This window comes from Amycolatopsis sp., assembly GCF_035276945.1.
Taxonomy (GTDB): domain Bacteria; phylum Actinomycetota; class Actinomycetes; order Mycobacteriales; family Pseudonocardiaceae; genus Amycolatopsis_E.
In genome coordinates this window covers 43,926-69,165 of sequence record NZ_DATELF010000136.1, presented here as the reverse complement: position 1 = coordinate 69,165, position 25,240 = coordinate 43,926, and the positions used below count along the sequence as shown (strand labels likewise).

General features: G+C 68.9%; 23 protein-coding genes and 1 pseudogene. 10 read left to right on the top strand and 14 right to left on the bottom strand.

From position 1 onward, the window contains the following. Positions 1-9: 9 nt before the first annotated feature. Positions 10-1,176 carry a glutathionylspermidine synthase family protein gene (locus VJT49_RS24030; RefSeq protein ID WP_324167157.1) on the bottom strand — a complete coding sequence of 389 codons (1,167 nt, stop codon included), beginning with the start codon at positions 1,174-1,176 and terminating at the stop codon, positions 10-12. A 113-nt stretch (positions 1,177-1,289) separates the two neighbouring features. Next, positions 1,290-1,880: a hypothetical protein gene (locus tag VJT49_RS24025; RefSeq protein WP_324167156.1), complete on the bottom strand. Its 591-nt coding sequence runs from the start codon at positions 1,878-1,880 to the stop codon at positions 1,290-1,292. A 63-nt stretch (positions 1,881-1,943) separates the two neighbouring features. Here VJT49_RS24025 and VJT49_RS24020 point away from each other — a divergent pair, with 63 nt between their 5' ends. The 3 genes and pseudogenes from VJT49_RS24020 to VJT49_RS24010 all read left to right on the top strand — a co-directional run bounded on the left by VJT49_RS24020 (position 1,944) and on the right by VJT49_RS24010 (position 4,088). Then, positions 1,944-2,915 (top strand): septum formation family protein, encoded by a 972-nt coding sequence (locus tag VJT49_RS24020; protein WP_324167155.1) that lies wholly within the window; start codon positions 1,944-1,946, stop codon positions 2,913-2,915. A gap of 3 nt (positions 2,916-2,918) precedes the next feature. Then, positions 2,919-3,269, top strand: a complete 351-nt coding sequence (locus tag VJT49_RS24015) for a metallopeptidase family protein (RefSeq protein WP_324167154.1) — start codon at positions 2,919-2,921, stop codon at positions 3,267-3,269. A gap of 90 nt (positions 3,270-3,359) precedes the next feature. Further along, positions 3,360-4,088 (top strand): annotated as a pseudogene (locus VJT49_RS24010) (MFS transporter). A gap of 87 nt (positions 4,089-4,175) precedes the next feature. Here the strand turns inward: VJT49_RS24010 and VJT49_RS24005 are convergent. The 3 genes from VJT49_RS24005 to pheA all read right to left on the bottom strand — a co-directional run bounded on the left by VJT49_RS24005 (position 4,176) and on the right by pheA (position 6,478). Continuing rightward, entirely contained in the window at positions 4,176-4,829 is a 654-nt protein-coding gene (locus VJT49_RS24005; protein WP_324167208.1) for a DUF4232 domain-containing protein, read from the bottom strand. A gap of 123 nt (positions 4,830-4,952) precedes the next feature. Next, on the bottom strand, positions 4,953-5,570 hold the full coding sequence (locus tag VJT49_RS24000; protein ID WP_324167153.1) for a histidine phosphatase family protein: 618 nt from the start codon (positions 5,568-5,570) through the stop codon (positions 4,953-4,955). After that, the gene (pheA, locus tag VJT49_RS23995) at positions 5,567-6,478 is read right to left on the bottom strand and encodes a prephenate dehydratase (protein ID WP_324167152.1); all 912 of its coding nucleotides are present in this window, start codon (positions 6,476-6,478) and stop codon (positions 5,567-5,569) included. Before pheA ends, VJT49_RS24000 begins: the two co-directional genes overlap by 4 nt. A 182-nt stretch (positions 6,479-6,660) precedes the next feature. On the opposite strand from pheA, the gene VJT49_RS23990 reads away from it, so the two are divergent. The 3 genes from VJT49_RS23990 (at position 6,661) to VJT49_RS23980 (ending at position 8,815) form a co-directional block, all read left to right on the top strand. Further along, positions 6,661-7,284, top strand: a complete 624-nt coding sequence (locus VJT49_RS23990) for a macro domain-containing protein (protein WP_324167151.1) — start codon at positions 6,661-6,663, stop codon at positions 7,282-7,284. 290 nt (positions 7,285-7,574) lie between these two features. Then, on the top strand, positions 7,575-8,507 hold the full coding sequence (gene coaA / locus VJT49_RS23985) for a type I pantothenate kinase (protein ID WP_324167150.1): 933 nt from the start codon (positions 7,575-7,577) through the stop codon (positions 8,505-8,507). Between the two features lie 128 nt (positions 8,508-8,635). Next, positions 8,636-8,815 (top strand): hypothetical protein, encoded by a 180-nt coding sequence (locus tag VJT49_RS23980; protein ID WP_324167149.1) that lies wholly within the window; start codon positions 8,636-8,638, stop codon positions 8,813-8,815. Here the strand turns inward: VJT49_RS23980 and VJT49_RS23975 are convergent. The 5 genes from VJT49_RS23975 to VJT49_RS23955 form a co-directional block, all read right to left on the bottom strand. Next, positions 8,790-10,313 carry a hypothetical protein gene (locus VJT49_RS23975; protein ID WP_324167148.1) on the bottom strand — a complete coding sequence of 508 codons (1,524 nt, stop codon included), beginning with the start codon at positions 10,311-10,313 and terminating at the stop codon, positions 8,790-8,792. The genes VJT49_RS23980 and VJT49_RS23975 overlap by 26 nt on opposite strands. A gap of 67 nt (positions 10,314-10,380) precedes the next feature. Then, complete coding sequence (locus VJT49_RS23970; RefSeq protein WP_324167147.1) at positions 10,381-11,727, bottom strand: DUF6880 family protein; 1,347 nt, start codon at positions 11,725-11,727, stop codon at positions 10,381-10,383. Next, the gene (locus VJT49_RS23965; protein ID WP_324167146.1) at positions 11,724-12,911 is read right to left on the bottom strand and encodes a hypothetical protein; all 1,188 of its coding nucleotides are present in this window, start codon (positions 12,909-12,911) and stop codon (positions 11,724-11,726) included. The genes VJT49_RS23970 and VJT49_RS23965 overlap by 4 nt, the downstream gene beginning before the upstream one ends. 35 nt (positions 12,912-12,946) lie before the next feature. Next, positions 12,947-14,014 (bottom strand): hypothetical protein, encoded by a 1,068-nt coding sequence (locus tag VJT49_RS23960; RefSeq protein ID WP_324167207.1) that lies wholly within the window; start codon positions 14,012-14,014, stop codon positions 12,947-12,949. A gap of 84 nt (positions 14,015-14,098) precedes the next feature. Further along, complete coding sequence (locus VJT49_RS23955) at positions 14,099-14,440, bottom strand: DUF3024 domain-containing protein (protein WP_324167145.1); 342 nt, start codon at positions 14,438-14,440, stop codon at positions 14,099-14,101. Positions 14,441-14,539: 99 nt separating this feature from the next. Here VJT49_RS23955 and VJT49_RS23950 point away from each other — a divergent pair, with 99 nt between their 5' ends. From VJT49_RS23950 to VJT49_RS23940, 3 genes are all read left to right on the top strand, one after another. Beyond that, positions 14,540-14,872, top strand: a complete 333-nt coding sequence (locus tag VJT49_RS23950) for a nucleotide pyrophosphohydrolase (protein ID WP_324167206.1) — start codon at positions 14,540-14,542, stop codon at positions 14,870-14,872. Positions 14,873-14,966: 94 nt separating this feature from the next. Next, entirely contained in the window at positions 14,967-16,856 is a 1,890-nt protein-coding gene (locus VJT49_RS23945) for a DUF2075 domain-containing protein (RefSeq protein WP_324167144.1), read from the top strand. A 217-nt stretch (positions 16,857-17,073) separates the two neighbouring features. Then, entirely contained in the window at positions 17,074-18,450 is a 1,377-nt protein-coding gene (locus tag VJT49_RS23940) for a carboxylesterase/lipase family protein (RefSeq protein ID WP_324167143.1), read from the top strand. 3 nt (positions 18,451-18,453) lie between these two features. Here VJT49_RS23940 and VJT49_RS23935 read toward each other — a convergent pair whose 3' ends face one another. Further along, positions 18,454-18,777, bottom strand: a complete 324-nt coding sequence (locus VJT49_RS23935) for a hypothetical protein (RefSeq protein WP_324167142.1) — start codon at positions 18,775-18,777, stop codon at positions 18,454-18,456. A 152-nt stretch (positions 18,778-18,929) separates the two neighbouring features. Between VJT49_RS23935 and VJT49_RS23930 the strand changes: the two genes are divergently transcribed. Then, positions 18,930-19,562 carry a response regulator transcription factor gene (locus VJT49_RS23930; protein ID WP_324167141.1) on the top strand — a complete coding sequence of 211 codons (633 nt, stop codon included), beginning with the start codon at positions 18,930-18,932 and terminating at the stop codon, positions 19,560-19,562. Between the two features lie 108 nt (positions 19,563-19,670). Here VJT49_RS23930 and VJT49_RS23925 read toward each other — a convergent pair whose 3' ends face one another. The 3 genes from VJT49_RS23925 to cydB are packed head-to-tail and all read right to left on the bottom strand — an operon-like array spanning position 19,671 to position 25,080. Further along, a complete protein-coding gene (locus VJT49_RS23925) occupies positions 19,671-20,816 on the bottom strand; it encodes a GAF domain-containing sensor histidine kinase (protein ID WP_324167205.1) in 1,146 nt (381 codons plus the stop codon). Positions 20,817-20,824: 8 nt separating this feature from the next. Then, positions 20,825-24,076, bottom strand: coding sequence for a thiol reductant ABC exporter subunit CydD (gene cydD, locus VJT49_RS23920; protein ID WP_324167140.1), 3,252 nt, complete (start codon positions 24,074-24,076; stop codon positions 20,825-20,827). Next, the gene (gene cydB / locus VJT49_RS23915; RefSeq protein WP_324167139.1) at positions 24,073-25,080 is read right to left on the bottom strand and encodes a cytochrome d ubiquinol oxidase subunit II; all 1,008 of its coding nucleotides are present in this window, start codon (positions 25,078-25,080) and stop codon (positions 24,073-24,075) included. Before cydB ends, cydD begins: the two co-directional genes overlap by 4 nt. Positions 25,081-25,240 lie beyond the last annotated feature (160 nt).

Below are 25,240 nucleotides of genomic sequence, written 5' to 3'. Positions count from 1 at the left end.
CGTGGTTTATCACGATTGGGGAATGCGGTGTGGGACGAAGGCCGCACCGTCGTCCGTGACCAGCCCCGCGGTCTCCCGGATGCCCAGCCCCGCCGCGTTGTCGCCGACGATCCACGCGCCCAGCGCGGGCCGGAAACCATCGAACTCGGGCAGCGGATCGAAAGCCTGGTAGACGTAGCCCTCCGCGCCGTAGACCCCGGGCGTCTCCGTCTCGTAGCCGGGCGCGACGATCTGCACGTTCGCGCCCTCACGGCCCAGCTTCGGCTTGCGCACGTATTCGGTGAGCACGCTGGGCTCGTTCACGAACGCCGGCAGCAGGTTCGGGTGCCCGGGATAGTTCTCCCACAGGACCGCCAGCAACGTCTTGTTGGACAGCAGCATCTTCCACAGTGGTTCGATCCACAGCGTCCGAGGCAGCGACTCGGCGGCATGGCGGCCGAACTCCTCGTCGACCACCCATTCCCACGGGTAGAGCTTGACCAAGGTGGTCATCGGCGCCTCTTCGAGGTCGACGAACCGCTTGAGCAGCGGATCCCACCCGATTTCCTCGATCGCCAGCCCCACCGTGTCCAGGCCGGCCTCCGCCGCGGTCTCCTGGAGGTAGGACGTGGTGATGTGGTCCTCGCCGGTCGGGTCGGCACTCGACCAGGTGAAGTACACCTCGGTCGCGGGAAGCATCCCGCGGATTTCCTGCCACCGCTCGACCAGCCTCTCGTGGACCGAGTTCCACTGGTCGTCGTCGGGGAACACCGTGGTCTTCCAGTGCCACTGCAGCACTGATGCCTCGAGCAGCGATGTCGGGGTGTCCGCGTTGTACTCCAGCAGCTTGGCTGGACCACTGCCGTCGTACCGGAGGTCGAAGCGGCCGTAGACGTGCGGGTCACGGCGTTTCCACGACTCGGCGATGTGCGGCCACACCCACTCCGGGATACCGAAGTCGGCGTACCGCTCGGTCAGCACGACGTTGTCCACCGCCTCCAGGCACATCGAATGCAGCAGTTCGACGTCGGCCTCGAGCGAGAGCACTTCGTCCATCTCCAGGACGTAGTGCACGGACTCGTCCCAGTACGGGCGGTCCTGACCGGATCCGTAACGTGCCGGGGTGCCGAACACCAAACCCTGTTCTTCGACGATGCGCTGCCAGTCCCGCCTGGGCTCGCTGGTCCCGCGCCGCATTGGTCAGTCACACCTCCACGATCGGGCGGCCCAACAGCCGCCCATTGACCGAAACGTCGCCTGAGCGGCCGCTCGGGCAGACCTCCGGCCCACCCTCGACACCCGCTGCCCGATCAGGATCCCCCGCTCTTGCCGCCGCTGCCGCTCTTGCCGCTGATGCCGAACCCGCCGCGCTGCACGGTCGAGCCGGACTTGGTCTTGACCGTGGTGTGGGCCGAAGGCGCGGTGTAGGTCCCGCCGGCGACGTGGGTGCCGATCGTACCGGTTCCGCCATAGTTGTACCGGTACTGCCGGTAGCCGCCCAGGTAGGGCAGGATCCAGAAGCCGGTGCCGGAGTTGTAGTAGCCGCCGTGGCTGGCAACGAAGTTTTCGTCACAGTTCTCGTCCGCCGTGACGACGCCGGAGTCATCCGTGCAGACCGCGTCCACCTCGTTCGGCGTGGCCACCAGGTACCAGGCGGCGACCACCCCGACCAGACCGACGGTGACCCCGCTGCCGATGAGGATCTTGCGCCGGGAAGCGGACTTCCGCTCCGCCTCGGCCAGCGCCTTCTCGCGCTCTTCCTCGTCCGCCAGCGCCTTGCGCCGGGCACGCTGCTCGGCCAGCGTGGGCTCGCGCGGCTCGGTCGACTCGGCGTCCTGGAACCGCATCGAGCCGCGCTTGGGTTCCTCTGCCGGCAACCCCGGCGGTTGTTCTTCTGCCATCAGCGCCAACACTAACTACCCGAGGGGTGTCATGCGGAGGGTTCGCGGGCATTATTGGTGCCGATGCTCGTGGACAAAGTCGAAGGAAACACGCTGCGCACCCGGCTGGTCATGGTGGGTGCCTTCGCCGGTGCCATCCTGGCCCTGTCGCTGACCGTCGCTTTCTCGTGGGGCGACGGCGTGCTCGGCGGCGGACGGGTCGAAGAGTCATCCGAAGCGAAAACGGCGTTTCGCTCAGCGGAGGGCAACTGCGTGTTCTGGGCGCAGCCGGACGTCTCGGACATCCATCTCGTGCCCTGCGATCAACCGCACCTCTACGAGGTGACCGGCGTGGTGAACATCGGCGACAAGTACGCGCCGGGCGCGCCGTTCCCGAGCGTCGAAGAATGGCGCAACATCGCCCTGGAGCGCTGCACCAACGACACCGACAAGTACCTCGGCAAACAGTTGGATCCCTATGGCAGGTTCACCGTCAGCGCGCTGCGGCCGGGGAACTCCGAGTGGGCGACCGGCGACCGGGAGATGCGGTGCGTCCTGCAGTGGGCGGCCCCCGGCGGGGCGCTGCAGCCGATCAAGGGAAAGGTCGCCGACCAGAACCAGTCGGCGGTCTGGGATACGGGCACCTGCCTCGCGCTGGCCGGGAAGACGGTCGGCAACCCGATCGACTGCGCCCAGCCGCATGCCTACGAGATCGTCGCGACCGTCGACCTGACGAAGCAGTTCAAGGGCGGCTACCCGAACCAGAAGGACCAGTCGACCTGGCTGGACACCGAATGCAACAACGACGTGCAGGCCTATGCCGGCGGCATCGATCTCGGTGCCCAGAAGCTGATCCTGACCTGGGACACCCGCGAGCAGGAGAGCTGGGACGCCGGATCCACCCTGGTCAACTGCATGGTCGGCGCGAAACTACCGGACGACAGCGGGCTGCAGGCGATCACCGGAAGCATCAAGCAGGCGGCACAGGACGCTCCGCCCCAGGGTGGCCAGCCGCCGGCCGAAGGCGGCCAGCCCACCACTCAGCCGGGTGGCTGAGCGATGCCCGTGGAGATGTCCACGGCGCGCTTCGAGGAACTCGTCGCCGAAGCGCTCGACGAGGTGCCCGCCGAGTTCGCCGAAGCGATGGACAACGTCGTGGTGCTCGTGGAGGAGCAGAACGACGAGGAACCCCGAATTCTCGGTCTGTACCACGGCATCGCGCTGACCGAGCGCACGTCGTCCTACGGCGGGGTGCTGCCCGACCGGATCTCCATCTACCGGCGCCCCATCCTGAACCTCTGCGACACCGAGGAGCAGGTCGTCGAGGAAGTGCTGATCACCGTGGTGCACGAGATCGCACACCATTTCGGCATCGACGACGCGCGGCTCCACGAACTGGGCTGGGGCTGACCACTCGCGACCGAGTGGAGTAGCCACCCGTAATCCTTTCGGCACATCCATTTTCCTCAACTTGTCACTCCTAGTCTTGAAAAGATCACCATGGGCTATCAATGGGGTGCGTTTTTGGGGGCGCTCGGTCACAACGACCACCGGCTCGGCTGGCTGCTGTCGGCCGGCGCGGTCGCGAACCTGGTGGATGGGATCGCGAAGACCGCGTTCCCGTTGCTGGTCGCCACGCTGACCCGTGACCCGGTCCAGATCGGGGCCCTGTCGGCGACCCAGTTCGTGCCCTGGCTGGTGTTCGGCCTGTTCTCCGGGACGCTTGTGGACCGGATCGACCGGCGGCGGGCGATGCTCGTGGCCAATGCCGGGCGGGCCGCGGTGGTCTTCTCGACGGCGACCGGCGTCTACACCGGCGGCATGTCGATCTGGCTGGTGTTACGTGGCGGCGCTCCTGCTCGGCACCGCGGAAACGGCCGCGGAGAACGCGGCGAACGCGCTGATCCCCGACGTCGCGGCGCCGGATCGGCTGGAAAGCGCCAACAGCAAGTTCCAGGCGACGGAGATCCGGTAGCGGTGAGCGTGGTTCTCGCCACCGCCCGGCACGCGCTGGTCCCCGGCGAGCTGCTCGGCCGCGTGCTCGGCGCGCGACGGACCGTGGCCTGGGGCTTGATCCCCGTCGGCGCGGTGCTCGGCGGCGCGCTCACCCGCGCCTTCGGCGGCGCCGGGGCGACCTTCGCGGTGTCCGGGATCCTGCAGCTGGCGCTGGCCGGGTTCACCATCGTGGCACTGCGCCGGTTCAGCCTCGCGGCGGCACCGGCGCCGTGACTGGGACCGGGCCTGACCGGGCCTGACCGGGACTGACCGGGCCTGACCGGGCCTGACTGGGACTGACTGGGACTGACTGGGACTGGCCTAGGACTGGCCACTGCCCCGCTCGATGGTCTTGACCGTCAGCTGGTTGCCGGGGATCTGGTCGCTGCCGCAGCCGGTGGTCGGCAGGTCGACGAACTGCGACGCGGTCTCCTGCGGTGGGTAGACCCGCAGGCCGCGAACGGGCTGTGGCTGGCAGGTCACGGGGTCGTAGTTGCCGACGTTGACGAACCCGACCATGGCATAGGCGGTCTCGCCCTTGGCGAGGGTGATCGCGGCGCCCTTGCCGCCGTCGCGGAACGCGGCGGGACCGACCTGGTGGCCGTCCGCGCCGCCGACGTAGGAAACCCCCGGGAAGCCCTGGATCACGCACGAGTGGTCGCTGGTATTGGTGAAGACCACCGGGCGGTACATCGTGCCCGCGGCCGCGTCGCCACGGCCGACGGAAAGCTTGAGATCGGAGGACTTGCAGAGCCCGTCGCCCGCCGGCACGACGTTCCCGGTGGCCGCAGGCGGGGGCGCCTCGATCGAAGGCGGAAGGGCCGTGGTCGTCGCGGACTCGGCCGCGCTCGGCGTAGCCGAACCGCTCGGCTGGGGTTGGGCATTGTTCGCGCCGCTCCCGCAGGCGGACACGACGGCGACGAGAGCCGCGGCGGTGCACGCCAGTCCAATCTTGGAAATCCGTTGTCGCACCATCATTTTCGCCTCCTGGTTGAGCACTACCCGGAGGACGTGCGGCCCATACCGGTGGTTGTGGCGGTTACGCCATTTTGTTACCGGCCCCGAAGCGATCAGGTGAAATTTCGGCGGGCGGCCCCTTCACATCGGCAGGCCCGCCCAGCTCAGGCAGGTCCAGCCGCCGTCCGGCAAGGTCTCCAGCACGACCATCCCGGTGTTGGGAATCAGGCCACGGTCGGCGAGTTCGGGCCGGACGTTACCGGCCAGCCACTCGGCGCTCAACCGGATCACCCCACCGTGGCTGACCAGCGCGACGATGCCGTCGGGATCGGCAGGCTCGTGCTTGGCCCGCAGCTCGGCGACGGCGGTGCTGTAGCGGGCCCGCACCTGCTGGCCGCTCTCCCCGCCCGGCATCGGAACGCTCAGGTCCCCCCGCGTCCACTGCCGGAAAACGCCCATGTACGCCTCGACCGAAGCCTGGTCGGCACGACCTTCGAGAACCCCGACGCTGACCTCATGCACACCTTCGAGGGACTGCACGTCCACCGCCAACGCCTCCGCGAGCGGTTCCGCGGTCTGCCGCGCGCGGGTGGCATGTGAGGCATACACGGCCGAGATCGACTCCTGGCCAAGTCCTTCCGCAAGCGTTTGCGACTGCTGCCGGCCCAACTCGGTCAGCGGCGGTCCCGGCAGCCGGGTGTCCAGAATGCCGCGGACGTTCGCTTCGCTTTCGGCGTGCCGGATCAGGTAGAGCCTCATGCCGTCCTGCCGGCACGCACATCCGCGACCCAGTCCTGGGCTTCGACGAAATCGTCGTTGCCCGCGAAGGGCTCGATCGTGGCGCGGACGCCGTCGGCACGGGGATGCGAGCCAAGGAACCGCACGTTCCGGCACCGCCTGCGCAAGGCCGCCAGCGCGTCACCGATCCGCGGCTCGGCGACATGTCCCTCGAAGTCGATGAAGAACCGGTACTCACCGAAGTTGCCCCTGGCCGGACGCGCGTCCAGCCGGGTCAGGTTGATGCCCCGGTCGGCCAACTCGGTCAGCAGCTCGGCGAGTGCGCCGGTGCGGTTGGCGGCGGCCGCCACGATCGACGTCCGGTCCGCTCCGGTCGGCTCGGGCAGCGGATGTTCGGGCCTGCGGACCAGCAGAAAGCGGGTACGCGCGTCACGAACGTCGGCCACCTCCGTGGCCAGCACCCGCAACGGGTAGTGCTCCACGGCGACCGGCGCGGTCACCGCCGCGTCGAACTCGCCCGCCCGCACGGCCACCGCCGCGGCCGCGGTCGACGACGTGGCGACCGGGCGGGCGCCCGGCAGGTTCGTCTCGAGCCAGAGTCGGACCTGGGCCAGCGCGTGGGGATGGCTCGCCACCGTCCGGATCTCACCCGTGTCCGGCCGCGTGAGCACACTGAAATGCACCGGCAGCAGGGCCTCCGCGACCGCCACCAACGGCTCCTGCTCGGCAAGCCCGTCCAGGGTCGCCGGCACCGCGCCCTCCACCGAGTTCTCCACCGGCACGCAGGCGGCGTCCGCTTCTCCCTTGCGCACGGCCGAAAAAGCCAAGGGAATCGTCTCAACCGGACTCAGTTCGTCCTCGCCCGCCAGTGCGCGAGCGGCCTGCTCGGTGAAGGTCCCCTCGGGGCCGAAATACGCGATCCGTGACACCCGGCCAGCCTAGCCGCTGTTCGTCGCGTGCTCGTCGGACACGATCGGGTCCCACCCGCCAGCCCACCACCACCCTCAACGGAAGCGCTTCGCGCTGCTGTTCACTTAATGGCGCTGCTCTGTTCAGGCAATGCGTAGATACAGCGGTTACGCCGGGTGGCTTTTTTTGGCATGGTGTAGGCGTGACCGCCGAATCGGGCACACACTTCGCCCGTCACGGAACCGAGGGGCGGGTCTTCCCGCACTCCCCCGTACTGGTGTTGTGCGCCGTCGACGAACCGCTCGCCCGCGCCTGGCAGTCCGTAGTGGACAACGTGCAGGGCTCGTTGCGGGTTCACCACGGTTCGGTACTCGACGTGGCCGCCGACGCGGTGGTCAGCCCGGCGAATTCGTACGGCTGGATGCGCGGCGGGATCGACGCGGTGTACGCGCGAGCGTTCCCGGGAGTCGAGCAGAACGTGCGCAGCGCCGTGCTCGCCTATCACGGCGGGGAACTGCCCATCGGCCAGGCGCTCGTGGTGCCCACGGGAGAACCGTCCCCGGTGTGGCTGATCAGCGCGCCGACCATGCGCGAACCCGGCGAGCGCCTGCCCGCCGACACCGTGCACCCCTACCTCGCGGCCCGCGCCGTGTTCCGGCTGTGGCGAGACGGCAGGCTCGAGCACGGCGTCGAACTGCGGCGCGTGATCGGCACCATCGCGATGCCCGGACTGGGGACCGGAGTGGGCAGTGTCGCCCCGGAAACCTGCGCCCGCCAGGTCGCGGTGGCATGGACCGAGGTGTTCGACCGCCCGCCCGGTCGCTGAACCCCGCCAAGCGCGGCTCAGGATGGCTCGGCACCTGCCTGAGACGCAGTTCAACCGTGGTCCGCCGGTCGGCGGCCAGGACACGCCAGCTCATGATCCCCTCGCAGGACCGCGCAGTTGGTGAAGATCACCGGCGACGTCGAGGAGCTTCCGACCGGTTACGCGAAGACACACCTGACGGGCGCGCACCATGGCGCAGTGTAGGAAGTCACAGCCCGTTCACCTCCGGTAAGCCCTACCGTTTAAGGGAGACATCGACGTCGGCCCGCCGACGGGCAAGGAGAGTGGGAATGCCACGGGTCCTCCAGGTCAGCCCCTACGTCGAGCTGTATCGAGAACAATGGCGCGAACTACGGCGCAACACGCCGTTGCCCCTCACCGCGGAAGAACTGCTTCAACTGCGTGGCCTCGGCGAGCAGGTCGATCTGGTCGAGGTGGCCGAGGTCTACCTGCCGCTTTCCCGGCTGATCAACCTGCAGGTCGCCGCCAGGCAGCAGCTCTACGAGGCGACCACCACCTTCCTCGGCGAGGACTGCCTCCGCACGAAAGTGCCGTTCATCATCGGCATCGCCGGCAGCGTCGCGGTGGGCAAGTCGACCACGGCCCGGCTGCTTCGCACGCTGCTCGCCCGCTGGCCGGACCATCCCCGGGTCGACCTGGTGACCACCGACGGGTTCCTCTACCCCAGGGACGAACTGGTGCGCCGCAATCTCATGCACCGTAAGGGTTTTCCGGAGAGCTACGACCGGCGCGCGCTGCTGCGGTTCGTCACCGCGGTCAAGTCGGGCGCCGAAGAGGTCAGTGCCCCGGTGTACTCGCACCTGGCCTACGACATCGTGCCCGGCCAGGAGCAGGTCGTCCGGCAGCCGGACATCCTGATCATCGAGGGGCTGAACGTGCTGCAGCCGGGCCCGCGCCTGACCGTGTCCGACCTGTTCGACTTCTCCATCTACGTGGACGCCCACACCGAGGACATCGAGCGCTGGTACATCGAGCGGTTCCTCAAGCTGCGGCAGACCGCGTTCGCCGACCCGGCCTCGCACTTCCACCACTTCGCCAGCCTCCCCGACGACGAGGCCCGCGCCGAGGCCCGGCACCTGTGGCGCACCATCAACCAACAGAACCTGGTCGAGAACATCCGGCCGACCCGGCCCAGAGCCACCCTGGTCCTCCGAAAGGATGCCGATCACTCGATCAACCGTGTCCGGCTGCGCAAGTTGTAGAGGCCAGCGTCAGCCGAACGGCTGATGGGCAGGCTCGGGCAGTAACCGGTTGGCCGATACCGTCACGACCCCGTAAACCGCACCCTGGTGACTGGGAAACAGGTCCTCACCAGGGAGGAGGCACGCCGATGGTCGAGATCGTCCTCACGTGGATCGGGGCGGTGCTGGGCATCGCGGTACTGCTGGCGATGGCGTTCGGCGCCTTCGTCCTCGATTTTCACGACCGGCAGAGCGACCGTCAGGCCAGGCAGCACCGCGAGGTGATGCCCGACGGCGGAGAAGCTAGCCCAGCTCGTCTAGGGCGCTGATGTAGTCGTCGACGTCGAACTCCAGGCCTTCGCCCTCTGCCGGTTCGAGCCGCTCCTCCAGCACCCGGGCCAGCGTGTCGAGCACCTCGGTACGCTCCAGCCCGCTGTCGGTGAGCCGCTGAGCCGCCTGCCAGACCTCTTGCGGTTCGTTGTCCCACAACTGGTCCGCGATGGCCGTGTACGCGGCGACGGCGAGGAAGGTCTCCTCGTCGATATCGCCTTCGCCCAGCGAGTGCTGGAACTCGGGGTGCTCGCCGAGGACCAGCAGGCGGCGCTGTTCCGGTTCGGACGGGTCCAGCTCGACCTCTTCGTCGCCGATTTCGGTGTGCACCGAGGGGATCGCGAACTGGCGGCGGGCCAGCACATCCGCGATCTGGCCTTCGTCGAGCTCGTCGGTATCGCCGAGGTAGAACCCGGACTCGTCCAGATCGCGGTCGTAGAACCGCTCCTCGACCGCTTCGAGCAGAGGCTCGATCGCTTCCTCCGAAAGGCCGTCGCGGAGCGCTCCCCACCGCGCCCAGGCCGGCAGCACCGCTTCCAGCGCCTCGTCCTGCTCGTCGGTCAGCTCGACCTCGCCGTCGTCGGCGGCATCCACAAAGCACACCAGCTTGCCCGGACCGACCCGCAGCGGCCGCCGCGGATCGTGCTCAAGGCCGAACTCGATGAGTCGCAGAGCGCAGACCCTGGCGGCCTCGGTGTCCTCGACTTCGGCGTTGGCGAAGAAATCGTCGATGATCTGCGCCTGCTCTTCCGCCGACATTTCGCGCGGCGGGGCCAACTGTTCCCGCTCCGGCAGCGCGCGGGTGCGGGCCAGCGCGAGGGCCCGGAAGCGGACGTAGTCGTCGGTGACGTCCGGATCGTCCTGGCGCTCCGTGGCGGCGAACGCGTCGGCGAGCACCTGGTGCGCGCGACCGGGGGTGATCTGCTCGCAGGCGACCAGGTTGTCGCTTTCCGCGGCCTGCGTCCGCATGTCGGCGATGACCTCGTCGGGCGACTCCACGATCACCGCTTCGTCGGCCCAGCCGCCGAACGCCGAGTAATCGACCGACACGAGCAGCCCATGCGTGGATTCACCCGTGTCGAAGACGCACAGCACCGAGCTCTCGTCGCCATAGACGTCGACGGTCCGCCAGCACTCGCCGACGGTCACCTTGCCGAGGTTCGCGGCCCAGCCCGGTTCGCCCAGCCCCAGCTTGTCGAGCGCGACACGGGCGGCTTCACGCTGATCGGCGCCGGTGGCCAGCGCGCACAGCGCGGCCAGCGGCGCCACCAGACGGCCCGGCGCGGGAGCGGTGGCGGCGAAGTCGATCAGCTCGGCGGCGAGGTCGTCGCCCGCGTCCCACCACTCGCCCAGGATCTCGGAGGTCACGAGCTCGACGCGCAGCGAATCGGCGTCCGTGCCCAGCTCGGCGAACTCTCGCAGCACCTCTTCGAGAAGTCCGTCCACGGCCTCGGTTTCGGTCTGGTCGCTGGACACCCGCTCCGGCAGCTCGGTCATGGCGCCAATGTTCGCACCGGTGCGAGGAAGCCGTGCGCGCGGGACCATGCTCGGCGGAACGACCTGGTCAGGACTTGGGCAGCGCTATCCGGGCATTGCGGATTTCGGCCAGTAGTCGCGCCTTGCGTTTGTGCGTCCGCACCAGCTCGGCCAGGTAGTCACCGAACTCGCCGGCCTGGCCCGCGCGCCGGTAGACCGTCCTGAGCTTCCGCAGCCGCTTGGCCGCCTCGCGATAGTGGTCGGCGTCCTTGTGCTCGATCAGCTCTTCGATGTGCCGCCGGTACACGCTGATGGCTTCTTCCGGATGGCCTGCCTCCCGCAGCTCCGCGAGTTCCAACCGGACCCGAAGCGAGCATGCGTACCGTACGGCTGCCTGCCAGGCTTCCTCCGGCTGTTCCTCGGCAAGCAAAGCGCGTGCCAGCTCATCGGCGGCGAACGAGTTGTTTTCGGCGCGCTCGCGGAACACGTCCAGCGCCTGCTCACGCTCGGCGCCCCACCGGTCCGGATCAGCGGCGGCCTCGCGCAGCGCGAGGTAGGTCCGCAGGGTCGGCGCGCGCTCGAACTCGGCCCGGCGCAGGGTGAGTAGCTCGTCACGCTGACCAGTCTCCTCGAAGGTTTCCGCCAGCGCGTCGACCACCGGACCGCGGGCTGGCCCCGTGCCATGGGCGAGGGCCTTGGCGGCGTGGGCGATCGCTTCGGTGGTCCGGCCGGCGGCACGCAGCACGCGCACGATCTTGAGGCTCACGTCCAGCCGTGGCAGTTGCCCGGAAAGCATCTCCAGCAACGCGTCGACGTTCCCGGAGATCTCGGCCAACTGCTCGTTCAGCCGCTCGGCGGTACGGCGCGCCTGAAGACCTGACCGGGTCTCCGCGAGCACATCGTCTACTTTGGACTGGATGCGGGCGAGTCCGGCGGTGCCGAGCGCCTCGGCGAAATCGGCGAGCGGGATCTTCGGCCATCCTCCTCCACCGAACTCGACGCCGAGTATCCAGTCGGCGAGGTCTTCGGGTCGCGGTGGGTGGGCGGCGCAGGCACGCGCGTAGAGCACGACCGCCCGCCCCAACTCGGCCCTGACCACGCCCGACGAGTCGTCCAGGTGCTCGAGTGCCTTGCCGATCCGGTCCACGGCTCGGCGAGCCAGCGGCGCCACGTCCGCCTGGGTGCCCGAATCGAGCAGGCGCTGCAGGGTGTCGAGCACCGCGCCGATCTTCGCCGCTTCGCCGGAGCTTCCGTGATAACGGCCCGAGACGGCTCCATCGAGAAGGCTGCTGACCTCGGCCAGGTCGCCGCCGGCTTCGCCCGCGCGCTGCAGGAGTCTGGTGTGGAGTTCGGGATCGCGCTCGGCCTGTTCGTGCAGAAGATCAGCCAGCGTCTCGACGTCGAGCGAGTGGAGATACCTGCGAAGATCCGTCACCCGCCATATCTTGGCCCATTGCCGCGGAGCGCGATCGGAACGTCGTCGTGGGGCTCGAACTCGTCGTCGAAGTCGAACTCGTCGTCATCCCAGTCGTCATACCTGGGCTCGTCGAGATCCTCGATGATTTCCTCGACCGCTTCGAGAAGCCTCTCGACGGCCGCCTCGCTCAGACCGGATTTGGCCCCGGCCCACCTGGCCCACCGGGTCAGCACATCGGGCAGCGACGCGATGAGCTCGTGAAGATCCGGTGTGTGCTCGATGTCCCCGACGATGATCGCGAACTTCCGCGGGCCGACCCGCAACGGCCGGCCCGCGTCCTCGTCACAGCCGTGGTCGACGATGTAGCGGGCCAACTCCCGGGCATCCGGGTCGTCGTTCGCGTCGGTTTCGGCGAAGAACTGCCGCACGATGTCGTCGCGGTCGGCGTCGCTGTAGGTGGTCGGCTCGGGGTGGGGCTCGGGGTGGGGCTCGGCGGGTGGCATCGCGCGCAGGCGAGCCATGAGGTACGCGCGCGGTTCGGTGAGCGGGTCGGCCGGCTGGGGCTTGTCGAACAGGCTGAGCACGAAGTCGTTGGTTTCGATGGCGTCTTCGATGATCCGGCGGGCTCGCGGCAGGCTGACCTGCCCGGTCGTCGTGAACTTGTTTCCGCGCAGGTCGCTCAGGACGGCGTCGGGTTCCGCGGTGAGGAACGCGTCGGTCAGACCATCGCCGTTGAAGTCGATCTTGACGACCAGACCGTGGCGCCGACCGGCACGGTCACAGATCAGCAGCAGGGCGGACCGGTCACCGTAGACGTCGGCCTCCTGCCAGCATTCGGTGACGGTGACCTCCCGCAGCATGGGCTCCCACGCCGGCTCCGAAACACCTTCCGCGGCGAGCCGGTCCGCCGCGGCGCGGGCTCGTTCGCGCTGCTCGCCGGTCACGCCCAGGGCCTGCATTCCCCGAAGCAGACCGAGTCCGGCTCTGGTCCCGGTTCTCGCGGCACAGGAGATCAGCGGGAAGCCCAGCAGGCGGTTCACCTGCTCCGGCTGTCCCGGATGCCACCAGCTGCCCAGGGAGCCGGAGACAAGCAACTCGACGTCGAGGGCATCGGTCGAGTCGGACACCTTGGCGAAGTCTTCGAGAACACTCTCGAACGCTTCGCGCACTTCTTCGTCGAGCGGCTGCTTCTTTCGTGCCACCTTTTTCTTGGGCTTTCGACCACGGCTGACAGGGCTCACGCGCCCATAGTGGCAGGATTGCGGCCGGGCGCCACTCGGGGCACGGCGATCCGCGCGTTCCTGATTTCGATCAGCAGGCGAGTCTTGCGCTTGTGAGTCTCCAGCAGGCCCGCCAGATACCGGCCGAACTCGGCGGAGGTGCCCGCGCGCCGGTGCAGGCCGCGCAGCTCACGCAGGGCCAGTGCGGCCTGCCGGTACCCGGCCGGATCCCTGCTCTTGATCAACTCGTCGACATGGTCACGGTAGGCCGGGATCGCGTCGGCCGGGGCACGCTCGACGAGCAGAGCGAGCGCCGTGGCTCGCTCTTGGTTCCACCGGCCGAGCCCGATCGCCACCTCACGCAGCGCCCGGTAGGTCGCGCTGTTCGGATTCCGCCGGAACTCCGCTCGGCGGAGGGCGACCACACCACCGCGGGGAAGCTGTTCCGGAACCCGGGTCTTGGCGGCGTGGGCGATCGCGTCGACGTGCCGACCCGCTGCCCGCAGCACGCGGATGATCTTGAGGTTGACCTCCGCCGACGGTTGTTTCGCGGCCAGCAGGGTCAGCAAGGTGTCGACGTCGCCTGTCACCTCGGCCACCTGCTCGGCCAGCCGCCGCGCGATCACCGCACGTGGCCCCGCCAACTCATCGTGCACAACGGATTCGATTCGCCGGAGGCCACGGCGGCCCAGCGCCCCGGCGAAGTCGGCGAGCTCGACCTCGGGCCAGCCGGGGCGGTCGAACTGGGTGGCCAGGATCCAGTCGGCAAGCCGCTCGGGCGTAGGCGGGTGGGCGGCGCAGGCACGTGCATAGAGGGCGATCGCTCGTCGCCGCTCGGCCCCGGACGCGCCGTCGGCGCTGTCGACCGTGCGAAGCGCGAGCGAGGTCAGGTCGGCTTTCGACCCCGTGTCGAGCAGACGTTGCAGAGTGTCGAGAACCGGCCCCACCTTGTCGTGGGCCGCGGCCCGAAGCTCCAGCTCGTGGCGTAACCGTGCGTCACGCCCCGCCTCTTCCAGGAGCAGCTCGGCCAACGTCTCCGCATCGAGTGTGCGCAGGTAGGAGCGCAGATCCGGGGACGACGTCACGCCGATCATCCTGCCCGACACCAAGGGGGGACACCTTCGCCCAACAGTGTGCTTTCCGTGGAACATAGAACACGCTACGTCACATCACCACGTGGCGAAGAAGTAGCCGCTCAGGGGGCTGCGGTCGATGTCCTCGAGCAGCGGAACCGGTGAGGTCTCGGGGAGACTGTCCGGATACCTGCGCCAGCCCATTGCGTCCACCCAGTAGTACAGCGTCCACAGTGCATCCGCGCCGTACCTCAACTGGGCGAACGGCCGCTCTTTGCCACCCCCGCCGTCCAGCCACCCCGTGTGCTTCTCGACCAGCGTGACCGTGCGGCCGCGCCACCGGGAAATGACCTTCGTCTCGTCGCGCCTGCCCACCGGGACACGCCGCTCGCACCAGCGATCTATCTGCCGTTGCTGAAGCTCGGGGATCGGCGACATACCCACAGTGATACCGCATCCCACCGCAAACTCCAGATGGAGTATCCACGCACTGTGACTCCTGACGACCCGACTCCTGACGACCCGACTCCTGACGACGTGACCCTTGACGACCTGGCCGGCCGCCTCCGTGCCTTCGCCGCCGACCGTGGCTGGGAGCAGTACCACACTCCGAAGAACCTCGTGATGGCGCTTTCCGGTGAAGTCGGCGAACTGGTCGCCCTGTTCCAGTGGCTCACCCCCGACGAAGCCTCCGACGCCATGCGGGACCCGGAGCGGCGGGCCGACGTGCTCGACGAACTTGCCGACGTCACGATTTACCTCGTCCGCCTGGCGGACGTGCTCGGCGTGGACCTGCTGGCGGCCGCCGACGCCAAGATCGACCGCAACGAAGACCGGTTTCCGGCCAAAACCGTCGGACCGATCGACTAACCTGTCAGGCGCGGCCCGACGGGCACCGGAGTAACCACTTCGTCGCTGCCCCCACCCGCACGTGGATCACGCGTGCCCAGTGGGGGAAGACTCAGTGGCTCTTGTCCGGCAAAGTGCCGATCATCTGCTTGCCGAGGCGAAAGCCGGCCGGTTGCCGAAATCACTGAACGAGCAGGCTCGGTTTCAGTGGGAGCAACGAGCCGGAGCGGGCGAAGTGCGTTCGTGGGCGAAGAGCCTGCCGTTGTTCCTCGCGGACCTCGTCGACGCCGGTCTCGGCAATGTCGAGGTCCTGCTCGAACACAAGCTTCCCCACAGCCCGAAACGGGTCGACGCGGTCCTCTGCGGGGTCCATCCGCGCAGCGGCGACGCCAGCTACGTGCTCGTCGAACTGAAACAGTGGTCGAGGGCCGAACTCTTCGCGGCCGAACTCGTGACCATCGACGCCTACCGTGACCCGGTGCTCCATCCGGCCGAACAGGTCCGCCTCTACTGCGAATACCTGGTCGATTCCACGCCGGCCCTCGCCGAACGGCCCGGATCCGTGCACGGTGTCGCCTATCTGCACAACGCGAGCGTCTCGGGAATCTCCTCCCTGAGGCAGTATCGGCAGACCGAGTTCGGCCGCCTGTTCACCCTGGACGACAGGGCTGAACTCCTCGAGCACCTGTGCTCGCTGCTTGACGCCGAGGGTAGCCGCGAGGATGCGCGGCGGGCCGGTGACCAGTTCCTGGGCTTCCACCATGCGCCGACGAAACCACTGCTCAACCTGGCGGCCAAGGAGATCCAGGAGCGCGAGCAGTTCGTGCTGCTCGACGAGCAGCAAGTGGCGTTCAAGCTCGTGACCCAGGCGGTCGAACGCGCACGCGCGGCCCGCACCCAAACCGTCGTGGTCGTCCTGGGCGGACCCGGCTCGGGCAAGAGCGTGATCGCACTGAGCCTGCTCGGCGAACTCGCCAGGCGGGGGCGGACCGTCCAGCACGCGACCGGATCCAGCGCCTTCACGAACACGATGCGCAAGGTCGCCGGCAGCCGCAGCGCGCGGGTGAAGACGCTGTTCAAGTATTTCAACAGCTACTCGGACGCCGAACCACGGGAACTGGACGTGCTGGTCTGCGACGAATCGCACCGGATTCGTGAAACCAGTGCGAATCGGTATACCCGGCGAGAGGTGCGCGACAGGGCTCGCCGGCAGATCGACGAGTTGATCGACGTCGCCTGGGTGCCGGTCTTTCTCCTCGACGAGCACCAAACCGTGCGGCCCGGCGAGATGGGCTCGCTCACGGAAATCACGGCGGCCGCCGAAGCCCTGGCCTGCCGGGTGGACGTCGTTCGCCTCGAAGGCCAGTTCCGTTGCGGCGGTTCGGACGCGTTCGACCAGTGGGTGGCCCGCCTGCTCGGCATCGACCGCCGGCCGGCGGTCACCTGGAGCAGCATCGCCGCGGCGACGGACGACGACTTCACGGTGACCAGCGCGGCGTCACCGGAGGCGATCGAGTCATGGCTTCTCGAACAGCGGGAACGCAATGGCGGAACAGCGCGCCTCGCCGCCGGTTTCTGCTGGCCATGGAGCGACCCGGCGTCCACCGGGCACGGGAAGACACTCGTGCCGGACGTCGAGATCGGCGAATGGCGGCGCCCGTGGAACGCGAAGCCGAACAAACGCGTTCCCGACGCACCAGAGTCCTACTACTGGGCCTCGGACGATCGCGGATTCAATCAGGTGGGCTGCATCTACACGGCTCAAGGATTTGAGTACGACTGGTCCGGCGTGATCTTCGGACCCGATTTCGTCCGGCGCGGTGACCAGTGGGTCGCCCGCCGCGAGTATTCGCACGACCCGAGCGTCGGGAAAGCCGCGGAACTTCACTTCGGAGCGTTGATCCGGAATACCTACAAGGTGCTGCTGACCCGGGGCATGCAAGGAACCTGCGTGTATTCCACCGATCCGGAGACCCACGAGTTCCTGACCGCGATGACGGCTTAGCCAGGGCTGCCGTGTCGACGATCATCTCAATAAAGGAACCGCTTACCGTGATGTGATGAGGTGAACCAGACGCAGGGGGCACGCTGCCGCAACGGGGAACACGCGCGACGCGAACGTAGAACACGCACGACGGGAACGCGGGCTGGCGGAGCTCGCGACTGAGCTTCCGTTGAGCGGAAAGGTGGGTGAATGGCGGGCGGGTACTTAGCATGGAGCCGTGACTCCGATCATGAAGACCACGTACGGCAGCGTCCAGGGCAGCGTGGAGCACGGCTTGGCCGTGTTCCGGGGAATCCCGTATGCCGCTTCGCTCGACGGTCCCCGCCGGTTCCAGGCGCCGGCACCGCCGGAAAGCTGGGACGGTGTCCGCGACGCCACGCGATACAGCGCCGCGGTGCCCCAGCCCTCCCGGTTCCCCGACTTGCCGTCGTTGTGGAATCCGGGAGACAGCACAGAATCCCTCACGGTCAACGTCTGGACACCCGATCCGGGCGCGAGTCTCCCGGTCATGGTCTGGCTCTATGGCGGCGCGTTCCTCATCGGCGCCGCGAGCCAGCCGCAGTACGACGGCGCGAACCTGGCGCGGGCCGGGGTGGTCCTGGTCACGCTGAACTACCGGGTCGGCTTCGAGGGCTTCGGCTGGTTGCCTGACGCACCGAACAACCGCGCGCTTCTCGACCAGGTCGCGGCCCTGCGCTGGGTGCAGGACAACATCGCGGGCTTCGGCGGAAATCCGGACAATGTCACCGTTTTCGGGGAATCAGCCGGTGCGACCGCGGTGGCGGCACTGACGGCGGCCGAGGCGGGGCGCGGTCTGTTCCGCCGGGCCATCGGGCAGAGCATCGCCGACGGGTTCCTTCCGGAGGAAAACGCCAGGCGCTCCAGCGAGCAGATCGCCACCGCGCTCGGTTCGGACCTTTCGGTCGAGGCCTTCGCGCGAATCACTCCGGAAGCGATTCACGGGGTGCAGGCGGCCCCTGGGAAGATCACGCCGTACGGACCGGTGATCGACGGCGAGGTGGTGCGCGGGCGCGCGTGGCACGGGCTGCGCGGCGAAGTGGACCTGATCGCCGGGTTCAACCGCGACGAGTACCGGCTGTTCACCCGAATCATGGGTGCGGCACCGGGGAAGCCAGAGGCGCTGGGACTGCCGCCGTCAGCGCTCACCGGCTATCGCGGCGCGTACCCGGAACTGGCCGAGGACCAACTCGCGGAGCTCATCCTCTCCGACCGGATCTTCCGGATGCCCTCGTTGTGGTGCGCCCAGAACCACCCCGGGCGCAGCTACCTGTACGAGCTCACGTGGCCCAGCCCGGTGCTCGGCGCTTGCCACGCGCTCGACATCCCGCTGATCTTCGGCAACCTTGACGACCCGTTCGCCGTCATGCTGTTCGGCGGCGCCGCGCCGGCCGAGGCCGAACTGCTCGGCAAGGAACTCCGCAAGGCGTGGACGTCCTTCGCGACGACCGGCGACCCAGGCTGGCCCGAGTACCGCGACGGGGAAGCGCTCACCCGGATCTGGGACGTACCGGTTTCGGTCGCGTCGGACCCGGAGGCCGCGTCCCGCCGGGTCTGGGCCTCCTTCGCCGGGTGACCCTCAGGGTTCCCGGGTCACCGGGCCGCCCCAGTCGGCGAGCAGCCTGATACCACGTGACGTGAGTTTGGCCTGGCGCCACCCGTCTCGCGGGTTGGGTTCGCTACCCAGGGCGACGAAACCGTCGCGATAGAGCACGAACAGAGCACCCACGACACGTGCGGGGAGTTCGTCGGTTCGGTGCCTCAGCGCGCCGTTCAGGCTGGTGGTGCCGATTTCGCCACGTACCACCTTGCACAGCGCGATGTAGAAGAACTGGTCGTAGAGCGGCGGCCGGGGCGGACGCTCGCCGGGGAGGGCAGGGATGCGGTTCGTCGTCACTGACATGCTTCGTCTCCGATTTGGTCGACCAACGGCACCCGTAAGCTTCACGGAAAAAGCCTGTCGACAAATCGGTAGCTCCACCTGTATGGCTACGTACGTAAGCACACCGACGACGCCGGGCCAGCGCGTTGTGTGCACACACGTAATCTCATGGTATGGCCATCGAGGTGTTGCTCGTCGACGATCACGAGGTGGTGCGCCGGGGGCTGCGGGAGCTACTCGGCGACGAACCGGACATCGAGGTCGTCGCCGAAGCGGGCAGTGCTGAAGAGGCGCTGGCCGTCGCGATGCACCTCGAGCCGGACGTGGCCGTGGTGGACGTACGCCTCGGTGACGCCGACGGCGTGGCGTTGTGCCGGGAGCTCAGGTCGAAGCCGAATCCACCGAAGTGCCTGGTACTGACCGCCTTCGACGACGAAGAGGCCATGGTCGGCGCGATCATGGCGGGCGCCTCCGGCTACCTGCTCAAGCAGGTGCGTAGCCAGGACGTGGTCAACGCGGTGCGCGAGGTCGCGGCCGGCCGGTCCCTCCTCGACCCGCTCACCACCGCGCGGGTGCTCGAAAAGTTCCGCAATCCCCACGACGACGACGCCCTGGCCCAGCTCACCGAACGCGAGCGCAGCGTGCTCGAACTGATCGGCGACGGACTGTCCAACCGGGAGATCGCCGAACGCCTTTTCCTGGCCGAGAAGACGGTGAAGAACTACGTCACCTCGGTGCTCGCCAAGCTCGGCATGCAACGCCGGACGCAGGCAGCCGCCTGGGTCGCCCGGCGAGACAGGAGCTAGCCGAGAGCCGGCCAGGGGTACGTCGTCAAGGCAACGCGATCGCGGCAGCCGGGCGCCGACCTCAGGGCCGCAGGTCACGCTCGAAGTCACCCTGGTGACGCGACCGCGTTAGCGCGCGACCTCGCGGGAAAGGGGCAGGTCGAACGCGACGAGCGTGCCCAGGCTGGGTGAGGAGTTGATGTAGAACTTCCCACCCGCGCTGTCCGCCCGCTCGGCCAGATGACGCAGTCCACGAGTCGCCACCCCCTGCGGCACGCCGGACCCGTTGTCCCGTACCCGCAGCCGGACCTCCCGGGCGTCACGATGCAAGGTCACCCTGATCTCGCTGGCGCCGGAATGCCGGACGGCGTTGGACAGCGCTTCGCGCATCGCCGCCCGGATGTGGTCGGCCCGCTCGGCGGGGATGTCGGCGAACTCGCCGGACAGCTCCAGCGTCGGCGGGAAGCCGAGCAGTTCACCGGCGATGCGAATCTCGTCGCGGGCCGACTCGGCGAGGTCCGCGGCCGGCTGCGGTTCCGGAGCGGGCGAACGGAGTCCCCGCACGGTCGCGCGGATCTCCTCGATGGTCTGGTCGAGCTGGTCGATCGCCTCGCCGAGCCGGGTGGCGTCCGTTCCGGCGAACCGCTTGCGCATCCGCCTGCGCACGCGGTCGAGCTGCATACCTGCCGCATACAGTCGTTGGACGATCACGTCGTGCAACTCGCGGGCGATCCGCTCGCGCTCCTGGTAGAGGGTGAGCCGGTGCCGTGCGTCGGCTCCTTCGGCGAGCGCCAGGACCACGCCGACCTGCGCGGCGAACGCGGTCAGCACCTCGACGGTGGCCGGGGAGAACGCCTCGGACTCCGGCAGCCGGTACACCGCCAGCGCCCCGAGCACCCGGCCGCCCGACCCGAAGGGCGCGGCCGCGAACGGTCCGAAGCCGGACAGCTCGCCGGGCACGTAAGGTGCCGTGCGCGGATCTGTGGTGAAGTCCGCGGCGACCACGGTGTCCCCGCCGCGGGCCACCTGGCCGGCGGCCGACTCCGCGGGCAGGACCAGACCTCGCAGCTCCGTGGTGTGGCAGCCGTGCGCGGCCTCCACGGAGACACTCCCGTCGTCCGCGCGCACCATGACCAGGCCGAGGTCGGCACGTGCCAGCTCCGCGGCCTTCTGCACGACCGAGCCCAGCACCGTGTCGGGCTCGTCCCCGGACAGTGCCGCGGTCGTGATCTCGGTGGCCGCGGACAGCGCCTGCGCGGCGAGAGTCGGTTCCATGAGCAGTGTCAAGGGTAGACGCCCTTCCTGGTACGGACGCGTCCGTCGCACACCTCCAGCACGAGGTCGGCTTCCTCCGATTCCGCCAGGTGGTGCGTCACGAACACGACGGTCCGGCCGGCGAGCACCGTGCGCAGGTTGGCGCGGATCTTGGCCGCCGTGGGTTCTTCGAGGTGTGCCGTCGGCTCGTCGAGGAGCACGAGTTGAGCTTTCGGCGCGGCGACGAGTGCGCGGGCCAGCGCGAGACGTTGGGCCTGGCCACCGGACAAGCCGCTACCCGCGCTGCCGAGCACGGTGTCGAGGCCGAGGTCCGGCAGGCAGGCGAGGTGAAGGGCCTCGATCAACTGGTCGTCGGTGGCGTGCGGGTCGGCGAGGCGCAGGTTCTCGGCGACCGTGGTGGACACCAGTTGCGGATCCTGCGGTGCCCAGGCGATCTCCGTGGGGAGGCTGCCCCGCACGTCGAGGAAACCCAGCAAGGCGGCCAGCAAGGTCGACTTCCCCGAACCCGACGCCCCGGTCACCGCGACCCACTTTCCCGCCGGAATCCGTACGTCGACCCCGTGCAGCACGGGCTCACCACCGGGCCAGCGGATGTTCCCGGTGACGTGTGCCTCGTTGTCACGCTCGAAGCGGAGGGCGGGCGCCTCCCCCAGGTTGGCAAGACGAACACGAGAGCGGCGGAGAGTGTTCCAATGCTGGGCGACGGGTGGCAGCAGGGCCAGCACCTCGGCGAGGGCGAGGGGCACGAGCGCGAGAACGGGTGCGAGCACCGGGTCGAGCCGCCCGTCCAAGGCCGCCAGCCAGACGCTGGTCACGGCCGCCAGGCCGGTGGTCAAGGTGATCAGCGCGTCCGCGGCACCGGCGCCGACGGCCTGTCGACGGGCTTGCGCGGCAAGGCGAGCGTCGGCGCTCGCGAGTTCGGCTCGGCGCGAGCGGTACGCGCCGAAGGCCAGCAGCTCGGCTGCGACCGAGAACAGCGCGAGCACCTTCGCGCTCACGTCCCGCCGCCCGGACGCGAGCGCGGAAGTGGCCCGGCGCTCGAGTCGGAGTGCGAGCAGCGGTCCGCCAAGCGCGCCTGACAACACAGCGCCGAAAAGCACGAGGCCGGCGGAGGGCAGCAGGACGGTCTGCACGACGACCGCGCTCACCAGCACCGCGCCGGCGACGAGGGGCGGCGTGACCACCCGGGGAAGAAGGTCGCGGACGGTGTCGACGTCGGCGACCAGCCGTCGTTGACCCTCACCGTCGCGAAGGCCGAGGGCTCTGGCAGGGCCGATCCGCACGAGCGCGCGCCACAGGTCCACTCGCAACCGTCCGGCGATTCGGAACGCGGCGTCGTGCGTCGTGAGCCGCTCGATGTAGCGGAGCCCGGCTCGTGCGAGCCCAAACGCGCGCACGCCGACCACGGCCACCGTGAGGGTGAGGATCGGTGGCTGCTGTGCGGCCTTCGCGATCAGCCATCCCGACACCGCGGTCAACGCGAGACCGGAGACCAGCGCGAGCGCGCCGAGTACCGCTCCCAGGACCAGTCGATGGTCGGTCAGTTTCCCGAGGCTGTTTCCTACGAACTGCGAAGTTTCCGGCCGCGTCCCCACGGCGGCGGCAGGCCGCGCGTTCGACACCCGAGGGTCGTCGCGTGCGTGCGCCGCGATCACCACCGCGGCGCCGGAATCGCGGGTGGCTTCCACTGCCGCCATCACGCTTGCGGCGTTCGTCGCGTCGAGGTGCGCGGTGGGCTCGTCGAGCAGGAGGAGCCACGCCCCGTGCCGGACCCGCAACAACGCCCTGGCGACGGCGACGCGCTGGCGCTGCCCCAGGGAAAGCCGGTCGGTCCTCGCGGACTCGAAACCTGTGAGGTTCATGGCCGCCAGTACGTCTTCGATCTCACCGGGAAGTGGATCCTCGTCCTGGTCGGCCAGGGCGAGTTCGAGTTCCGCGCGAACGGTGCCGCCGGTGAAGGCCGGCGACTGCGGCACCCAGGCGACATTGCGCCGCCAGGCGGCCAAATCGAGCTCACTCATCGGAACGCCGTCCACTGTGACCGTTCCTTCGCGCGGCATGACAAATCCTAATAGGACGGACAGGGTCGTGGACTTGCCGGCACCGCTGGGAGAGCGCAACCACACGATTTCGCCGGGCTTCACCGAAAACGATTCGCCGTCCGGCGCGAAGCCGTTCCGCCGCGACACCCGCAACCCGTCCACCCGGACTTCGGCACGACCGGCAACGACTGAACCGACTGAACCGTTCAAGGGTGCAGGTTCGGCCAGGATCTCGGTGACACGTCGCACGGCCTCGACGCCGTCCTCGCTCGCGTGGAACGCCGCGCCGACCGAGCGCAGCGGCTGGTAGCACTCGGGGGCGAGGATCAGCACGGCGAGCCCGATCGTCAGCGACAGATCGCCCGACACCAGCCGGACTCCGATCACCACCGCGATCAGTGCGACGGACAGCATCGTCGCGAGTTCGAGCACGAATGCCGAGGAGAACGCGACCCGCAGGGTTTTCAGGGTCGCGCGCCGGTGCCGGTCGGACACCCGGCCAACCGCCTCCGCCTGTGCCTCCGCGCGGCGGAACGCGGCGAGTACGGGCAGCGCGCGAACCAGTTCCAGCAGGTGACCGGACAACCGGTGCATCGTGTCGGCGGCCGCCGCGGAACGGTCGGCGGTGTATTTTCCGACCAGGATCGCGAACACGGGCAACAGCGGCACGGTGAGCGCGATGATCGCCGCGGACGGCCAGTCGGCGAACAGCACGGCGGCACCGGCCGCGAGTGGGACGACCGCGGCGGTCACCAGCGCCGGAAGGTACTCGGTGAAGTATGCGTCGAGCGCGTCCAGGCCCTTGGTGGTCAGCGCGGTCAGTTCGCCCGGACCGCGTGCGGCGATCCATTCCGGACCCAGCCGCAGGGCGTGGTCGACCGCCCTGGCACGCAGTTCCTCCTTGGCTCCCGCGGCGGCGCGAGCGGCGACCAGGCGCATCGCCCAGGCGACAGCCGCACGCGCGGGCACCACACCGAGCAGTGCGGCGAGTTTGGTCGCCGGGAGACCGTGCCCGATCTCCGCACATGCCGAGGCGAGCAGGAATGCCTGTGCCACCAGTGCGACGGCGTTGAGCAGCGCGAGGACCCCCGCCAGGCCCAGCGCCCGGCGCGCCGCCATCGACAGGGCGGGCAGCGCGCCGAGCGGACCCTTTCCCGGGCGCAATGTGTCCGTTTTGGACACAAATGCGGGAAGGATGGTGCGTCCGGGAAGGCTCATGGGGTGTGCACCGGCGGGATATGCCGCACGCTGATCCGCTTGCGGAAGACCCAGTAGGTCCAGCCCTGGTAGACCAGGACCGCGGGGGCCCCGAATCCGCCGACCCAGGTGATCACCTTCAGGGTGTACGGGCTGGCTGCCGTGCTCGTGACGGTCAACGAGTTCGCCAAGTCCACAGTGGATGGCAGGACGTCGGGGTAGAGCGCCCCGAACAGCGTTACGGCGGCGGCCCCGATGGTGACTCCGAGTGCGGCGAAGGCAACGCCGTCACGGTCGACGGCCAGCTTGCGCCAGGCGACACCGGCCGCCACCACCGCCACCGCGAGTGACACGAATGTCCACAATGTACCTTCGCGCGCCTGTACCAGCACGAGCAGCGCCAGCAGGGGCAGCAGCGCGACGGGGAGCACGCGATGGGCGAGGAGCCTCGCGCGTTCGCGCAACTCGCCCGCGGTTTTCAGGGTCAGGAAGGCGGCGCCGTGCACGAGCGAGAACCCGGCGACGGCGAGCGCGCCAAGCAGGGTGTCCCACCGGATCGCCTCGAACGCGGACCCGATCCGGTTGCCGTGCGCGTCGAGGGGAAGCCCGACGAAGGTGGTGGTCAGGATCAGCCCGACGCCAAGGGGCGCTATCCAGGAACCGGCCATGATCACGCGGTCCCAGGTACGGCGCCAGCGTTCGGAATCGACCTTGCCGCGGTACTCGAACGCGACACCGCGGCCGATCAGCGCCAGGAGCACCAGCACCAACGGCAGGTACGCGGCCGAGAACAGTGACGCGTACCAGCCGGGGAAGGCGGCGAACATCGTGCCCGCGGCCACGATCAGCCACACCTCGTTGCCGTCCCAGACCGGACCGATCGTGTTGATCATGACGCGGCGCTCGGTGTCGTCGCGGCCGAGGATCGGCAGCAACATGCCGACCCCGAAGTCGAAGCCCTCCAGGAACAGGTATCCCAGCCAGAAAACCGCGACAATGCAGAACCAGGCCGTCTCGAGGCTCATAGCACACGCCCCCGACATTCCACGGCCGCCGCCGCGGTTATCCACGGAGTTGTCCACAGCGACCCCGGTTGTCCACAACTTTCCGCGTGACCCGGGAAAAAGCACCGGGCGGCGGTAGGCTGGACGTGGGGTCGCCCCCCGGGAGGGTGGGGGGTTGGGG

Coding starts and splice junctions, on each gene's coding strand:
- VJT49_RS24025 (WP_324167156.1), bottom strand. CDS start 1,880: ATGGCAGAAGAACAACCGCCGGGGTTGCCGGCAGAGGAACCCAAGCGC.
- cydB (WP_324167139.1), bottom strand. CDS start 25,080: ATGAGCCTCGAGACGGCCTGGTTCTGCATTGTCGCGGTTTTCTGGCTG.
- VJT49_RS24020 (WP_324167155.1), top strand. CDS start 1,944: ATGCTCGTGGACAAAGTCGAAGGAAACACGCTGCGCACCCGGCTGGTC.
- VJT49_RS23935 (WP_324167142.1), bottom strand. CDS start 18,777: ATGTCAGTGACGACGAACCGCATCCCTGCCCTCCCCGGCGAGCGTCCG.
- VJT49_RS23955 (WP_324167145.1), bottom strand. CDS start 14,440: ATGTCGCCGATCCCCGAGCTTCAGCAACGGCAGATAGATCGCTGGTGC.
- VJT49_RS23925 (WP_324167205.1), bottom strand. CDS start 20,816: ATGGAACCGACTCTCGCCGCGCAGGCGCTGTCCGCGGCCACCGAGATC.
- VJT49_RS23930 (WP_324167141.1), top strand. CDS start 18,930: ATGGCCATCGAGGTGTTGCTCGTCGACGATCACGAGGTGGTGCGCCGG.
- VJT49_RS24005 (WP_324167208.1), bottom strand. CDS start 4,829: ATGGTGCGACAACGGATTTCCAAGATTGGACTGGCGTGCACCGCCGCG.
- VJT49_RS24030 (WP_324167157.1), bottom strand. CDS start 1,176: ATGCGGCGCGGGACCAGCGAGCCCAGGCGGGACTGGCAGCGCATCGTC.
- coaA (WP_324167150.1), top strand. CDS start 7,575: ATGCCACGGGTCCTCCAGGTCAGCCCCTACGTCGAGCTGTATCGAGAA.
- VJT49_RS23975 (WP_324167148.1), bottom strand. CDS start 10,313: ATGACCGAGCTGCCGGAGCGGGTGTCCAGCGACCAGACCGAAACCGAG.
- VJT49_RS24000 (WP_324167153.1), bottom strand. CDS start 5,570: ATGAGGCTCTACCTGATCCGGCACGCCGAAAGCGAAGCGAACGTCCGC.
- VJT49_RS23980 (WP_324167149.1), top strand. CDS start 8,636: ATGGTCGAGATCGTCCTCACGTGGATCGGGGCGGTGCTGGGCATCGCG.
- cydD (WP_324167140.1), bottom strand. CDS start 24,076: ATGAGCCTTCCCGGACGCACCATCCTTCCCGCATTTGTGTCCAAAACG.
- VJT49_RS24015 (WP_324167154.1), top strand. CDS start 2,919: ATGCCCGTGGAGATGTCCACGGCGCGCTTCGAGGAACTCGTCGCCGAA.